The organism is Amycolatopsis sp. NPDC059235 (genome assembly GCF_042754125.1).
GTDB classification, from domain to species: domain Bacteria; phylum Actinomycetota; class Actinomycetes; order Mycobacteriales; family Pseudonocardiaceae; genus Amycolatopsis; species Amycolatopsis albidoflava.
In genome coordinates this window covers 116,759-130,605 of the sequence record NZ_JBHZAG010000012.1, presented here as the reverse complement: position 1 = coordinate 130,605, position 13,847 = coordinate 116,759, and the positions used below count along the sequence as shown (strand labels likewise).

Below are 13,847 nucleotides of genomic sequence, written 5' to 3'. Positions count from 1 at the left end.
ACACCCTGTCAACGACACATCATGGCGCAGGTCACGCTACGCGCAAGTCTCCGGAAAACCGATCAGTCAGAAGTGGCATCGAACGAGGTGACGCACGCGCCGTCGACCGCGTGGTCGTCGGTCTCCACCCGGCCGACGCCGGTGGCGCCGTCGACCTTGGTGTCGAGGTGCACGATGGTCCGCCCCGCGGTCCGCAGCACGTCCGTCTTGCGCACGGTCAGCTTCGTTTCCCCGTAGATCCACTGCTGGGTGCCGTTGCGAGTGGTGTCCGGCGCGTCGCGGCACATGACCGACAGCGCCGCCGGGATGTCGCGCGCGTTGACCGCGTCGATGAACTTCGTCGCGGCATCCGTGCCGTCCTTCACGGACGGTCGCGGCTTCGGGTCCGTCGACAGGCTGGCCAGCGCGGCCGGTTCGCCGCCGGACTTGGCGTCGCGCACGCACCAGCCTTCGCCGTCGGGGATGAGCGCGATGCCGTAGGCGATCTCGCCCGCGGTGATCGTGGCCGCGCGCTCCTGCTGGCCGGTCGGATGCACCGGATTGCTGATCTTCGCCTCGCTCTTCGCGCTCCGGAAGAACTCGTCGGCGGTGTAGGACCGCTTCGACCGGATCTTGCACCACAGCTGGTCCAGCCCGGTCTGCTCGGTGATCGAGTTCGCGACCGACTGGGCCGCTTGCTCCGGCGTCCCCCGCGACGTCGTGTCGAGCTTCTCCTTGAAGAACCCCGGCGTGACCCAGCCGGTGAAGGCGACCGCGCCGCCGAGCACCACGACCGCCGCGCCGAGCGAGATCCACAGCCCGGCCTTCGACTTCTTCGGCGGCTGCGGATGCCGGCCGAAAGGCGGCCCGAACTGCGGCTGACCCTGCTGCGGGTACGGCTGCTGGAACTGGCCCTGCCGCGGCCCGCGCGGCGGATAAGGACCCTGCTGCGGGTACGGGCCTTGCGGCGGGTGGTTCATGTCTCCCCCTCGATACCGGTCTGTCTGCCGGTCAGGCTAGTGAAGTACGCTTCAACCGCACCCACGACCTGCAGAAATAAGGAGCAGCCAGCCGTGGCTCGAGTCGTTGTCGACGTCATGCCCAAACCCGAGATCCTCGACCCGCAGGGCCAGGCGGTGGCGCGCGCGCTGCCGCGGCTGGGCTTCTCCGGGGTCGCCGACGTGCGCCAGGGGCGGCACTTCGAACTCGAGGTCGACGACGACGTCGATGACGAGACGCTGGCCAAGATGGCCGAGGGCTTCCTCGCCAACCCGGTGATCGAGCAGTGGACGATCCGGCGGGTCGAGGCGTGAGCGCCCGCATCGGCGTCATCACCTTCCCCGGCACGCTCGACGACGGCGACGCCGCCCGCGCGGTCCGCTACGCCGACGCCGAAGCCGTTTCGCTCTGGCACGCCGACGACGACCTGAAGGGCGTCGACGCGGTCGTCGTCCCGGGCGGCTTCTCCTACGGCGACTACCTGCGCGCCGGCGTGATCGCCCGCTACGCGCCGGTGATGACCTCGGTCATCGACGCCGCGCACAAGGGCATGCCGGTGCTCGGCATCTGCAACGGCTTCCAGATCCTGTGCGAGGCAGGCCTGCTGCCCGGCGCGATGATCCGCAACGTCGGTCTGCACTTCGTGTGCCGCGACCAGTGGCTGCGCGTGGACAACAACGCCACCGCGTGGACCTCGCGCTACGAGGCAGGCGCGGAAATCCTGATTCCGCTCAAGAACAACGACGGCTGCTACGTCGCCGAGCAGTCCACTGTGGACATGCTGGAGGCGGAGGGCCGGGTGGCGTTCCGCTACGTCGGCGGCAACCCGAACGGCTCCCGCAACGACATCGCGGGCGTCACCAGCGAGAACGGCCGCGTGGTCGGTCTCATGCCGCACCCGGAGCACGCGATCGACGCGCTCACCGGCCCGTCCGACGACGGCCTCGGCATGTTCTACAGCGCGGTCGACGCGCTCGTGAAGGCCTGATCAGCACTGAAAAAGGGGCCCTGGGAAACTTTCCCGGGGCCCCTTTTCGCGTTACTTGCTGTGGTCGCTGGAGAGCCAGCGTTCGGTGCGCACCCGCACCAGCACCGAGGTCTCCTTGAGCGAGCCCGCGACGAACTGCCGCGCCTCGGCCTCGGGCGCGTACCGCGAGGCGATAGCGAGCGCCTGCTCCTCGGTCGGCGGCGCGGACCGGTCCACGACCGGACCCGACACCGTGACGTACTTGTACGGCTGGGTTTCCTGCTGCACCGTGAGGCTCAGCTTGCCGGAAGCCTCGATCGCCCGGTCCTTCGCCGACCCGCGGTCCATCCAGATCAGCAATTCGCCGCCGGGCTCGTAGTCGTACCAAACCGGCACCGCGAGCGGGGCCGCGCCGTCCCGGCCGATCGACAGCACGCCCACCCGCTTCTCCGCGAGGAATTTCTCTCGTTCGTCCACCGTCATGACCGCCATCCGGCGTCACCCCCGTGTTGTCTGCCTCGGCTTCGCCGAGGCGTGCGGGATCGCCTTCAAGCCGGTGTCTGGGTGAGCGACGCACTCGGCCCGGGGGCCGAGCACGTCGCTCACCCAGACACCGGCGCGATCCCGCCGGCATGGTTCCGTCTGGAGCCAACGCCGAATCCCCAGCAGGCATTCCGCTTAGCTCGCCGCCGCGGCCGTGTGGAGTCGGTGCGCGATCGCGATCACCGTGCGGCTTTCGAGCACGGCGTTCAGCCGAGCCGGAATATCAGTGCCGTGGACTGCCCGCTGTAGATCCCGCGGACTCCGAAAACGGCCCCGTCTGGCCAGCGGAGACCACGGCGATCACCTGCCCGCCCTCCACCGCGAGCGGTGCCGCGACAATGCCGCCGCCGGGTGCCGGGGCTTCCCAGCGTTTGGCGCCGGTGCGGAGGTCGAACGCGGCGAGACGGTTGGGCTTCTGCGGGCTTGTCAACGCGATCATCGTGGTGCCCGTGACGAGCGCTCGCGAACGTCGATGTGACGTGCCGTTGGAGACTCCGCTCAGGCTGTAGCCGAATCCGTCGTCGCCGGAGTCCTTGGCGCTGCAGTGGGACAGCAGTACGAAGTCCACGCTCCGCCGCATCCCGTCCGACGGGATGCAGTTCGAGTACACCTTCTCGTCGGTCGGTGGCGTGACCTCGGACCAGCGGACGGCGCCGGTGGCCACGTCCAGCCCGAGCAGCTGTTGGTAGTGCACGACAACGACCGAACCGCCGACGATCTCCAGCACTGCGTGCTCGTCGAGTTTCGCCTCGGACGGGCTTCCCGACGAGGTGATGGGCATCGCCCGCTGCCACAGCAGCTTTCCCGCCTTGACATCCAGCACGGCCGCGCTCGAGCAGAGATCCCCATAGCCGACGGCGATGCGGCTTTCACCGCGCCGGATTTGCCGTCCGGGAATCGCGCTTCAGCTCGCCGCTTCAACCAGTCGCGAGTACGGACCGCCAGCCGCGATCAATTCCTGATGCGGCCCAAGCTCCGTGATCTGCCCGCCCTCGACCACCGCGACCCGATCGGCCGCCGCGGCCGTATGGAGCCGGTGCGCGATCGCGATCACCGTGCGGCCTTCGAGCACCGCGTTCAGCGACCGTTCCAGCTCCCGTGCCGAACCGGTGTCCAGCAGCGACGTCGCCTCGTCCAGCACCAGCGTGTGCGGGTCGGCCAGGACGACCCGGGCCAGCGCCAGCTGTTGCGCGAGACCGGCAGGCACCGCGTACGCGCCCGAGCCGAGCTTGGTGTCCAGACCGTCCGGCAGCCCGGCCGCCCACTCCGCCGCACCGGCGGACGCGAGCGCGGCCGTCAGTTCCTCGTCGGTCCAGTCTCCGCCGTCGCGCCGAGCCGGAAGCGCCAGGTTTTCCCGCAGCGTCCCGGAAAACGTGTGGTGCTCCTGCGTCAGCAGCAGAACCTCGCCGCGCAGCACGTCGTCCGCGAGCGTCGACACCTCGGTGCCGCCGACCTGGATCGTCCCGGCCGTCGGAGCCGAGATTCCGGCCAGCAGCCTGCCCAGCGTCGACTTGCCCGCGCCCGACGGCCCGACGATCGCCAGCCGTTCGCCTCGGGGCACGCTCAGGCTGATGCCGTGCAGCACCTCGCGGTCCGCGGTGTAGCCGAACCGGACGTCGCGCACCTCGATGTCGCGCCCGCGCGGCACGTCGGTGACCTTCGCGGCCGTCTCAGGCGGCTGCACGCCGAGGATCCGGCGCGCCGCTGCCACCGCGACCTGCAGGTCTTCCAGCCAGAACAGCGCCTCGTTGAGCGGCGCGGTCATGGCCTGCGCGTAGGCCAGCATCGTGGTGATCGTGCCCAGCCCCGCCCAGCCCTGCTGATACGCGAGCAGGCCGAGCAGTAGGAGCGCCGCGATCGGCAGCACGTAGCTGATCTCCAGCGAGGGCAGCCAGCGCAGCTGGTACGACCGCATCCGCCGCTCGCCGAGCACCGCCTGGTCAAGCGCGCGATGCCCGGTGCGCAGCCGCCGCTCGGTGAGGCTCAGCGCCTCCGCCGTCCGCGCGCCCTCCACCGTCTCGTGCGTGACCGACTGCAGGTCGCCCCACCGGTCGAGCATCCACGCGAACGCCTTCGGAATCACCCGCTGGTACCAGATGTTCACCGGGACCAGCAGCGGAATGGCGACCAGCAGGGTGAGCGCGAGCAGCGGCGACGTCACGATCATCGCGATCGTCGTCAGCAGCACGGTGACGGTGGCGATCAGGATTTCCGGCGCGGCGAACCGCACCGCGTGGTCCAGCCTGCTGACGTCGCTGGTCGCGCGGCTCAGCAGGTCGCCGGTCCCGGCCGCCTCGACGGTGCCCAGCGGCAGGTCGAGCGCGTTCTTGACGAACCGTTCGCGATTCTCCGCCAGCACTCGTTCGCCGAAGACCCGCCCGCGCAGCCGGGCCGCCTTCTTCGCCCACGCCTGCAGCACGAGCACCACCACGAACGCCACCGCGAGCAGGTCGACCCGCAGCGTCGTGCCGTGGCCGACCACGCCGTCCACCAGCAGGCCGAGCAGCTGCGGCCCGGCCAGTCCGATCAGCGTGGCCAGGAAGAACAGGCCGAGCATCAGGGAGAACTCGCGCCGGTGCTGCGCGGCCGTGCGCCGGGCCCATTGCCGGACCTCGCGCCTCGACGCGAGCGGGAGCCGCGTCGTCATACCGTCACCGCCTTCGCACTCACAATCTCGTCCGCCACGTTCCTCCACAGTGGACTCTGGCTGAACACCACCGTGGTCTTTCCGTTCCGCAATTCCTTGGCGCGCTGGGTGATCCGGGCCTCGGTGTGCGCGTCGACGGCCGAGGTCGGCTCGTCCAGCAGCAGCACGTCGGCGTCGGTGGCCAGCGCCCGGGCAAGGCTCAGCCGCTGCCGCTGACCGCCGGAAACCTCGCGGCCGCGTTCGCCGATCAGCTCGTCGACCCCGCGCGGCAGCGCTTCGACGATGTCTTCGGCGTCCGCCGCGTGCAGCGCCGCGAAGATGTCGACGTTGCCCGGACGCGCGGGCTCCAGCTGTTCGCGCAGCACGCCGGAGAACCAGATGTCCTGGTTGTGCGCGTACACCACGCGGGTCCGCAGTTCGGCGAGCGCGACGCGGTCTGCCGGAACGCCGCCGACCAGCACCTTCTCGTCCTCGTCCGGATCCGCGAACCGGGCCATCCGCTCGGCGATCGGCTCCGCTTCGGCGCCGAGGTCGACCACCGTCAGCTTGCCCGGCTCGACGCGGATGCCGCTGGTCGTGTCCACCAGCTCCAGCGGCCCGTCCGGCAGCGGCCGCGGCGACTCCGGGTCGGCCAGCCTCGAGCGCAGCGACAGCAGCCCGCACACCTTGCGCGCCGCGACCAGGCCCGAGCTGAGCGCGCTGACCTGCTCGGTCGCCGTGCTCACCGGCACCACCAGGAACGCCGAAACACCGTAGAACGCCACCAGTTCGCCGACGCCGATCGTGCCGTCGAGGGCCAGCCGCGCGCCCAGCCAGGTGATCGCCACCGTGACCAGCCCCGGCAGCAGCACCTCCGCCGCGGCGAGCCACGATTCGCTGCGCCCGACCTCGACGCCGGACCGGCGCACCAACTGGCTGGCGTCGTGGAACCGGCGCAGGAACCGCCGTTCGCCGCCGACGCCGCGCAGGATCCGCAGCCCGGACACGATGTCCGCGCCGAGCGCGTTCACGTCGCTCAGATTCTCCCGCTGCGCGGTTTTCCGCTTCTGCAGCGGAGCGAGCAGCGGGCCGATGCCGAGCACCGCGAGCGGGACGCCGACGAGCGCGACCGTGCCCAGCAGCGGCGACGTGCCGAGCATCGCGATCCCGATGACCACGAAAGCCACGATCGAACCGAACGAGCGGCCGATCACCTCGAACGCGTTGCCGATCCAGTTCATGTCCGAGGAGGTGACCGCGACGACGTTGCCGGTGCTGGCCGCCTCGCGCAGGGTCGCGCCGAGCCGGGTGGTGTGGTCGGTGACCAGGCGTTGCGTGGTGCCCGCGCCGTGGATCCACATGCCGTACGCGGCGAAGTGCAGCGCGGTGCCGAGCAGCGCCTGCAGCACGCCCAGCACGCCCGCTACCACTGCCCAGCGCCAGAGCGCGGAAGTGTCGCCGTCGGCGATCGCCCCGACGCCACGGCCGATCACCAGCGGCAGCAAGGCGCTCGGCAGCGACCAGCCGGCCCCGGCGACCGCCGCGCCGAGGACGAGCCACGGCCGCGCGCGCAGGACCGCCAGCAGGTACCGAGCCGCTGTCGGGCGTTCCGGCAGCCGGATGGCGGGAAAGGGGTACGTGGCGGAAAGCACGATCACTGACGCTAAGCCGCCGGGAGTGTCCAGCGCGACTGATTTATGCCCGTGCGAGCAGACCGGGCGGCTGCGGGTGTGACGTGGTCGACACGTAGTCTTGAGGTTGTGGCGAACCCTGACACGGATACCGTGACCAGCACAGTTGACACCACCGCAGTGGCCGCGGCGACCCCGGAAACGAGCCAGCCGTACGTCGAACTCGGCCTCGCCGAAGACGAGTACGCGCGGATCCGGGAAATCCTCGGCCGCCGGCCCACCGACGCCGAGCTCGCGATGTACTCGGTGATGTGGAGCGAGCACTGCTCCTACAAGTCCTCGAAGAAGCACCTGCGCTACTTCGGCGAGACCGCCACCGACGAGATGAAGGCCAAGATGCTGGCCGGCATCGGCGAGAACGCGGGCGTCGTCGACATCGGCGACGGCTGGGCGGTCACCTTCAAGGTGGAAAGCCACAACCATCCGTCCTATGTGGAGCCGTACCAGGGCGCGGCCACCGGCGTCGGCGGCATCGTGCGCGACATCATGGCGATGGGCGCGCGGCCGCTCGCGGTGCAGGACGCGCTGCGCTTCGGCCCGGCCGACGCGCCGGACACCAAGCGCGTGCTGCCCGGCGTGGTCGCGGGCGTCGGCGGCTACGGCAACTGCCTCGGCCTGCCGAACATCGGCGGCGAGCTGGTCTTCGACCCGTCCTACGCGGGCAACCCGCTGGTCAACGCGCTGTGCGTCGGCGCGATGCGCACCGAGGACCTGCACCTGGCGTTCGCCTCCGGCTCCGGCAACAAGATCATCCTGTTCGGCGCGCGCACCGGCCTCGACGGCATCGGCGGCGTGTCCGTGCTCGCCAGCGACACCTTCTCCGGCGACGAATCCGCGGCGGGCCGGCGCAAGCTGCCCAGCGTGCAGGTCGGCGACCCGTTCACCGAGAAGGTGCTCATCGAGTGCTGTCTCGACCTGTTCCGCGAGAAGCTGGTCGTCGGCATCCAGGACCTCGGCGGCGCCGGACTGTCCTGTGCGACGTCCGAGCTGGCCGCGGCCGGTGACGGCGGCATGCACATCTACCTCGACCGGGTTCCGTTACGCGCCACCGGAATGACGCCCGCCGAGGTGCTCTCCAGCGAGTCGCAGGAGCGCATGTGCGCGGTCGTTTCGCCGGAGAACGTCGAGGCGTTCATGGCGGTCTGCGCCAAGTGGGACGTCATCGCCACGGACATCGGCGAGGTCACCGACGGTGAACACCTCGTCATCACCTGGAACGACGAGATCGTGGTCGACGTGCCCGCGCACACCGTCGCGCACCAGGGCCCGGTGTACGACCGTCCGATCGAGCGCCCCGCGTTCCAGGACGGCCTGATCGCCGACACCTCCGCGAACCTGCCGCGTCCGTCGACGCCCGAGGAACTGCGCGCGGACTTCCTGAAGCTCATCGCGTCGCCGAACCAGGCGTCGAAGGAATGGGTGACCGCGCAGTACGACCGCTACGTGCGCGGCAATTCGGTGCTGTCCCAGCCGTCCGACTCGGGCATGATCCGGATCGACGAGGAAAGCAACCGCGGCGTCTCGGTGGCCACCGACTGCAACGCGAAGTTCGTCTACCTCGACCCGTACCGCGGCGCGCAGCTCGCGCTGGCCGAGGCGTACCGGAACGTCGCCACCGGCGGCGCGACTCCGGTCGCGGTGTCCGACTGCCTCAACTTCGGCGCCCCGACCGACCCCGGCGTGATGTGGCAGTTCGAGCAGGCCGTGCACGGTCTCGCCGACGCGTGCGTCGAGCTGGGCATCCCGGTCACCGGCGGCAACGTCAGCTTCTTCAACCAGACCGGCGACACGGCGATCCTGCCGACCCCGGTGATCGCGGTGCTCGGCGTGATCGACGACGTCACCCGCCGCATCCCGACCGGCATCGGCGCGGAAGCGGGCGAGACCCTGCTGCTGCTCGGCGACACCCACGACGAGCTGGACGGTTCGGCCTGGGCCCGCGAGCTGCACGGGCACCTCGGCGGGGTTCCGCCCCGCGTCGACCTGGCCCGCGAGAAGCTGCTGGCCGACGTCCTGGTGGCCGGTTCGCGCGACGGCATGATCTCCGCCGCGCACGACCTCGCCGACGGCGGTCTCGCCCAGGCCCTCACCGAGACTGTCCTCATTGGACAGTGCGGGGCCCGGGTGTTCCTCGACCGCGACCAGGACCCGTTCGTGCAGCTGTTCTCCGAGTCGTCCGGCCGCGTGCTGGTGGCGGTCCCGCGCACGGAGGAGCTGCGGTTCACCGAGATGTGCACCGCGCGCGGCCTGCCGTGGCGCAAGACCGGTGTCGTCGACCCGGATTCCGGCACGCTGGAGATCCAGGGCGTCACGGAGTTCAGCCTTGAGGAGCTGCGCGAGACCTGGGAGAAGACGCTTCCGGCGCTGTTTGACTGAGGGCCTCGTGAGTGCCTATGCCGGCTAGAACCGGCGTAGGCACTCACGACCGAAACGTCACCACTTCCGCCAGCGACGCCCGGGGGATCGACGGCCGAGGCTCGTCCGGATCGGCATACCCGATCGACATGCCGCATCCGAGGACATAACCGGCGGGCGGCTCTGCGATTTCCGTGACGCTCCGGTGGTAGCGGCCCCACGCGATCTGCGCGCAGCTGTCGAGCCCCTCGGCACGCAGCAGCACCATCACGGTCTGCAGGAACATCCCCGCGTCCAGCCATTGCGGCGGAAGCATCTGCTCGTCCAGATAGCAGAACAGGCCGACCGGAGCACCGAAGAAGTCCCAATTCCGCACGCGGACCCGTTCCCGGCCCGCGTAGTCCCCGCGCGCGACACCGACCGCGCCGTAGCGCAGCGCACCCAGCTCCTCGATCCGCCGCGCGTACTGCTCAGGCAGCGCTTCCGGGTAGGGCAGCACCTGGGGCGGATCACCGGTGTCGCCGTCGGCGATGCGCTGCCGGACCAGGTATTTCAGCTCGGCCAGCTTCGCTCCGGACAGGACGTACACCCGCCAAGGCTGCAGATTTCCCCCGGAGGGCGCGCGCAAAGCTGTGGTGAGGACTCGGGTCAGGACTTCGTCGGGCACCGGCTTGCCGAGAAAGCCGCGGACCGACCGCCGGGAGCGCACCGCTTCGTAGACGTCCACGGTTTTTTGATGCTACTCAGCTCGGCACCGCGACATATCCGCCATTCCGAGGTTCCAGCTCCCAACCTGTCGGCAGGTCTACCGAGTTCGAGAAGCTCGCACCGGTGAACAAAACTCCATCCTCGAAGATCGCCTCGTTGAACGTCGTCCGCCCAGCGAACGTTGTGTCCGAAAAATTGGCTCGCTCCGAGAACTCGGTACCGGAGAACCAAGCCCGGTCGAGGAAAGTCGCACCACGGCAACGGAAAACGCCCACGAGACGCCCGGGTCCCGTGCCCGCGGCGGTGAAGTAAGCCTGCCCGGTGAAGACGCAGCCGCTCAAGTTCGTGCTGCTGTAGAGCGAAGCGTGCCGAAGCAGCAATCCGCCGATCTTGCGGCGGGAAAGGTCGAAATACTCCAGTACCGCGCCGGTCAGGTCGAGATCCGGGCCGGGGCCGTCCACATCGGACGGTGGCAGCAGATCCCGGACCAGTCGCTGCGCGGTAAGCCGCACCTGCAGCTCGCGTTCCTCTTCGGGCGTAACGTCCACACCCTCATAGCGACCATGAGTGAACGGCCGCCGCAGATAAGAACACAACACGTCCAGCACGGTCTGCCGATACTCCGGCCGCGTCCGCGCCAGCCCGGCCAGCGCGTGCAACGCCCCCACGCGCACCTGATCGGCCTCGTGCCCCAGCAGTTCCACCGACTTCGCGAACCGCTCGTCGGAGATCCGCTCGCGGTCGACGTCGTGCCGCTGCTGCTCGATCGCCTGCCGCGCCTCCTCGACGCGGCGACGGCGGTCGTTGAGCCACAACGCGTACAGCGCCACGACCGCGCCGCCGGCGAGACCGGCGGTCTTGAGAGCTTCGCTGCGGCTGGTCGCGGGGTCGGTGAGCAGCCAGCCACCGACCCCGCACAGCAGTGCCACGGACGCGATCAACGTCCACAGCAGCGGCGAGCGCACCGGGTCAGAACGCCAGGATGAGGTACAGCCCCACGCAGTAACCGCCGCCGCGGTTCATGATCACCATCGTGCCGCTGGCGTCCTTGCCCGACAGCGTGCCGGTGATCCGGGCGCTCGTCGTGGCGCTGCCCGCGGTGACCTTGCCCAGCGTGAGCTGCGGGTCGCCGCTGGTGGTCTCGTCGATGCTGCGCTTCGACATGCTCTCGGTGCCCTGGCAGGCCAGCGCGGTCGCGCCGGCGGCGTCCTTGGCGTTGAGCTTGGCGAGGAAGTTGTCGATAACCTGCTTCGCCTCGCCCGACGCGCCGCTGGAGCCGGGGTCCTCGCTCGAATCCGTCGACGGCGAGGACGAGTCGCTCGGCAGCGGAGCCTCCGAGGACTGGGACGGAGCCGGGGCCGGCGGCTGCGCCTGCGAGCTGCCCTTGTCGTCCTTGCTCAGGAAGAACCCCGGCGCGACGAACCCGGTGATGCCCAGCGCGACCACCACGACGACCGCGACGGCGATGCCGATCCACAGCCCGGTCTTGTTGTTCTTCGGCGGCTCGCCGCCCGGCCCGCCCGGGTATTGCTGCTGGTCCCAGCCCTGCTGCGGGAACTGCTGGGTGCCCGGGTACGGCTGCTGCTGGTACCCCGGGTACTGCTGCTGAGCGTTCGGGTCCCACCCCTGCTGCGGCGGCTGCTGGGCGTTCGGATCCCAGGCCGGCTGCTGCTGGTGCTGGGCATTCGGGTCCCAGCCCGGCTGCGGCTGGGCCTGGTTGGGGTCCCACCCCGGCTGCTGCGGCACCCCGCCCGAGCCGGGCTGCTGCCAGCCCTGGCCGTAGGGGTCCCCGCCCTGTCCGGGCTGCGGTGGGTAAGTCATGTCCGGTTCCGCCTTCCTGCTGCACCGACTCGCGCCGCGGTCTGACGCCCCGCCGGCTCAGGCGGTTCCGTCTCCGCCCCAGGTCTGCATTGTGCAAGGCGGGTAAAGCTCGCACAAAAGCGGCTCCCGGCCGCCCCGCCCGGCAGGAGGCGGGGAGAACCGGGAGCCGCGTCCGTGCGCGCCGCTGAGGTCAGCCGTTGGCGAGTGCCAGCAGCCGGTCGTAGGCGCCGTTGAACGTGTCCTGGTCCAGCGGGCTGGAGGTGTACTGCCACACGGTGTAGTAGCCCCAGTTGTACGGAAGCGTTCCGGCCGAGGACGCGTACCGCGCGATCCACAGCGGCGCGGTGCTGGAGAAATCGCCGCCGGCGCACTGGTTCCACCAGTTCGTCGACGTGTAGATCACCGGCCAGCGGCCCGTCCTGGCGTGATAGGTGTCGTGGAAGTCCTTGATCCACGCGGTCATCGACGCCTTGCTCAGGCCGTAACAGGTCGCGCCGTACGGGTTGTACTCGATGTCGAGCACGCCGGGCAGCGTCTTGCCGTCGCGCGACCAGCCGCCGCCGTGCGAGACGAAGTAGTTCGCTTGCGTCGCGCCGCTGGAGGTGTTCGGGGTGGCGAAGTGGTAGGCGCCGCGGATGAACCCCTGGTTGTAGGAACCGTTGTACTGCTGGGCGAAGTACGGGTTCGTGTAAGTGGTGCTCTCGGTGGCCTTGGTCCACACGAACCGCTTGCCCTGGCCCCACCAGTTGCCCCAGTCGACATTGCCCTGGTAGCCGGACACGTCGATGCCGGCGACGGCGGCCGCTACCTGGTTCGGCAGCGCGGCCGCCGGTTGCGGTTGCTGCGCGGCGGTTTTCGTCTCGGGGGTGGACTGATCCCCCTCGACGCGCCGGATCTGCGAACCCATGGTGTGGTTGTTCGCCTGGATGTCGGCGTTGACGGCGTTGACCTCCCGCGTCGAAAGCGGGGATTCGGCCGGGGCGGCCGTCGCCTCCGTTGAAGCGCCGAGCAGGAGCGCGACAACCGGGACGGTCAGAGCGGACAGCAGCGCGGTGCGCCGCCCTCTTCGGGAAGTGGACATCGTCGATCCCTTCACAGATACCCTCGCGGAGGGCGGCTATGTGCAGGTAGCCGCCACGGGGGAGATTCTTGAGGACGAATCGTCGTTTGTCATCAAGTTCCGTGAAGATGAATGGTCGAGTGGGTGATTTTCATCGGGCGGTGATGACTAATTCGTGACAACGTCACGAATGTTCACCCGAATGCCAGATTGCGCAGCGCTGTTTGGGTTCCGTTGAGCCAGTTCTGGTCCCCTGGCAGCGTGCCGCTGTTCGAGAACTGCCAGATGGCGTGCTGTCCCCAGCCCGCGGGGAGTTCGCCGATGAAGGAGTTGTAGCGCGCGATCCAGAGCGGATTCCCTCCGAAAGAAGGGTTGTTTCCGGTGCAGCGTTTCCACCAGCTTGTCGAGGTATAGATCGTCGGCAGCCGTCCGGTGCGGGCGCGATAGGTGTCGGAGAACGCGCGAACCCAGTCGGCCATCCCGTTCGCGTCCTTGCCGTAACACGTTTCGCCGTAGGGGTTGTATTCCATGTCGAGTGCGCCCGGAAGCGTCCTGCCGTCGGCCGACCAGCCGCCGCCGTGCGCGAGGAAGTAGTTGGCCTGCGCCGCGCCGTCGGACACGTCCGGGCGCGCGAAGTGGTAGGCGCCGCGCACGATCCCGACTTGGTAGGAACCGTTGTACTGCTGGGCGAACTGCCCGCTGACGAACCCGGTGCCCTCGGTCGCTTTCACGTACACGAACTTCGCGCCCGCGCCGGCCGCGGCGGGCCAGTCGACCGGACCTTGGTGTCCGCTGACGTCGTGCCCGAGGTACTGATCCGCCGTCGTATAGGAGATGTTCGGCGCTCCGAGCACGCCTTCGTGCTTCGCGATTTGCGAACCGGCGTAGTTGTCCGCGGCCCCGGCGTAGCTCGGCGCGGCCTCCGCCGTTTCGCACAGGGACGTGCCGGCGATCCCGGCGAAGAGAACCGCGCTCCAGCGCAGCAGCAGATGACGCTTCACCCAGGGCTCCTCACCGGACGCGTGTACTCCTACTGCGTCACGATGCCCGGATGCGCGGATTTCGGCGAATCATGATCACTCGGCAGAGTGGTCTGCC

14 protein-coding genes are annotated in these 13,847 nt (G+C 69.6%); 4 read left to right on the top strand and 10 right to left on the bottom strand.

The window, feature by feature from the left end:
- Positions 1-62: 62 nt before the first annotated feature.
- Positions 63-959, bottom strand: coding sequence for a hypothetical protein (locus ACFXI3_RS11535; protein WP_378399464.1), 897 nt, complete (start codon positions 957-959; stop codon positions 63-65).
- A gap of 93 nt (positions 960-1,052) precedes the next feature.
- Between ACFXI3_RS11535 and purS the strand changes: the two genes are divergently transcribed.
- Positions 1,053-1,292: a phosphoribosylformylglycinamidine synthase subunit PurS gene (gene purS / locus ACFXI3_RS11530; RefSeq protein WP_037808692.1), complete on the top strand. Its 240-nt coding sequence runs from the start codon at positions 1,053-1,055 to the stop codon at positions 1,290-1,292.
- Positions 1,289-1,966 (top strand): phosphoribosylformylglycinamidine synthase subunit PurQ, encoded by a 678-nt coding sequence (purQ, locus tag ACFXI3_RS11525; protein ID WP_344266281.1) that lies wholly within the window; start codon positions 1,289-1,291, stop codon positions 1,964-1,966. Before purS ends, purQ begins: the two co-directional genes overlap by 4 nt.
- A 51-nt stretch (positions 1,967-2,017) precedes the next feature.
- On the opposite strand, the gene ACFXI3_RS11520 is transcribed toward purQ, so the two are convergent.
- From ACFXI3_RS11520 to ACFXI3_RS11505, 4 genes are all read right to left on the bottom strand, one after another.
- Positions 2,018-2,437 carry a pyridoxamine 5'-phosphate oxidase family protein gene (locus tag ACFXI3_RS11520; RefSeq protein ID WP_378399463.1) on the bottom strand — a complete coding sequence of 140 codons (420 nt, stop codon included), beginning with the start codon at positions 2,435-2,437 and terminating at the stop codon, positions 2,018-2,020.
- A 274-nt stretch (positions 2,438-2,711) separates the two neighbouring features.
- On the bottom strand, positions 2,712-3,311 hold the full coding sequence (locus ACFXI3_RS11515; RefSeq protein ID WP_378399462.1) for a PQQ-binding-like beta-propeller repeat protein: 600 nt from the start codon (positions 3,309-3,311) through the stop codon (positions 2,712-2,714).
- Positions 3,312-3,392: 81 nt separating this feature from the next.
- The gene (locus ACFXI3_RS11510; protein WP_378399461.1) at positions 3,393-5,135 is read right to left on the bottom strand and encodes an ABC transporter ATP-binding protein; all 1,743 of its coding nucleotides are present in this window, start codon (positions 5,133-5,135) and stop codon (positions 3,393-3,395) included.
- Positions 5,132-6,766, bottom strand: a complete 1,635-nt coding sequence (locus ACFXI3_RS11505; RefSeq protein ID WP_378399460.1) for an ABC transporter ATP-binding protein — start codon at positions 6,764-6,766, stop codon at positions 5,132-5,134. Before ACFXI3_RS11505 ends, ACFXI3_RS11510 begins: the two co-directional genes overlap by 4 nt.
- Before the next feature lie 132 nt (positions 6,767-6,898).
- On the opposite strand from ACFXI3_RS11505, the gene purL reads away from it, so the two are divergent.
- Complete coding sequence (purL, locus tag ACFXI3_RS11500) at positions 6,899-9,181, top strand: phosphoribosylformylglycinamidine synthase subunit PurL (RefSeq protein WP_344266269.1); 2,283 nt, start codon at positions 6,899-6,901, stop codon at positions 9,179-9,181.
- Between the two features lie 43 nt (positions 9,182-9,224).
- Here purL and ACFXI3_RS11495 read toward each other — a convergent pair whose 3' ends face one another.
- The 4 genes from ACFXI3_RS11495 to ACFXI3_RS11480 all read right to left on the bottom strand — a co-directional run bounded on the left by ACFXI3_RS11495 (position 9,225) and on the right by ACFXI3_RS11480 (position 12,770).
- The gene (locus tag ACFXI3_RS11495; RefSeq protein WP_378399459.1) at positions 9,225-9,887 is read right to left on the bottom strand and encodes a nitroreductase; all 663 of its coding nucleotides are present in this window, start codon (positions 9,885-9,887) and stop codon (positions 9,225-9,227) included.
- Between the two features lie 16 nt (positions 9,888-9,903).
- Positions 9,904-10,833 carry a pentapeptide repeat-containing protein gene (locus ACFXI3_RS11490; protein WP_378399458.1) on the bottom strand — a complete coding sequence of 310 codons (930 nt, stop codon included), beginning with the start codon at positions 10,831-10,833 and terminating at the stop codon, positions 9,904-9,906.
- Positions 10,834-10,837: 4 nt separating this feature from the next.
- Positions 10,838-11,689 (bottom strand): hypothetical protein, encoded by an 852-nt coding sequence (locus tag ACFXI3_RS11485; RefSeq protein WP_378399457.1) that lies wholly within the window; start codon positions 11,687-11,689, stop codon positions 10,838-10,840.
- A gap of 190 nt (positions 11,690-11,879) precedes the next feature.
- Positions 11,880-12,770 carry a lysozyme gene (locus tag ACFXI3_RS11480; protein WP_378399456.1) on the bottom strand — a complete coding sequence of 297 codons (891 nt, stop codon included), beginning with the start codon at positions 12,768-12,770 and terminating at the stop codon, positions 11,880-11,882.
- On the opposite strand from ACFXI3_RS11480, the gene ACFXI3_RS11475 reads away from it, so the two are divergent.
- The gene (locus ACFXI3_RS11475; RefSeq protein ID WP_344266254.1) at positions 12,763-12,897 is read left to right on the top strand and encodes a hypothetical protein; all 135 of its coding nucleotides are present in this window, start codon (positions 12,763-12,765) and stop codon (positions 12,895-12,897) included. The genes ACFXI3_RS11480 and ACFXI3_RS11475 overlap by 8 nt on opposite strands.
- 46 nt (positions 12,898-12,943) lie before the next feature.
- On the opposite strand, the gene ACFXI3_RS11470 is transcribed toward ACFXI3_RS11475, so the two are convergent.
- The gene (locus tag ACFXI3_RS11470) at positions 12,944-13,750 is read right to left on the bottom strand and encodes a lysozyme (protein ID WP_377926826.1); all 807 of its coding nucleotides are present in this window, start codon (positions 13,748-13,750) and stop codon (positions 12,944-12,946) included.
- Between the last annotated feature and the right edge of the window lie 97 nt (positions 13,751-13,847).

Excerpts from the sequence above, each read along its gene's own strand:
- ACFXI3_RS11535 (WP_378399464.1), bottom strand. The coding sequence starts at position 959 with ATGAACCACCCGCCGCAAGGCCCGTACCCGCAGCAGGGTCCTTATCCG.
- ACFXI3_RS11520 (WP_378399463.1), bottom strand. The coding sequence starts at position 2,437 with ATGGCGGTCATGACGGTGGACGAACGAGAGAAATTCCTCGCGGAGAAG.
- ACFXI3_RS11510 (WP_378399461.1), bottom strand. The coding sequence starts at position 5,135 with ATGACGACGCGGCTCCCGCTCGCGTCGAGGCGCGAGGTCCGGCAATGG.
- ACFXI3_RS11485 (WP_378399457.1), bottom strand. The coding sequence starts at position 11,689 with ATGACTTACCCACCGCAGCCCGGACAGGGCGGGGACCCCTACGGCCAG.
- ACFXI3_RS11480 (WP_378399456.1), bottom strand. The coding sequence starts at position 12,770 with ATGTCCACTTCCCGAAGAGGGCGGCGCACCGCGCTGCTGTCCGCTCTG.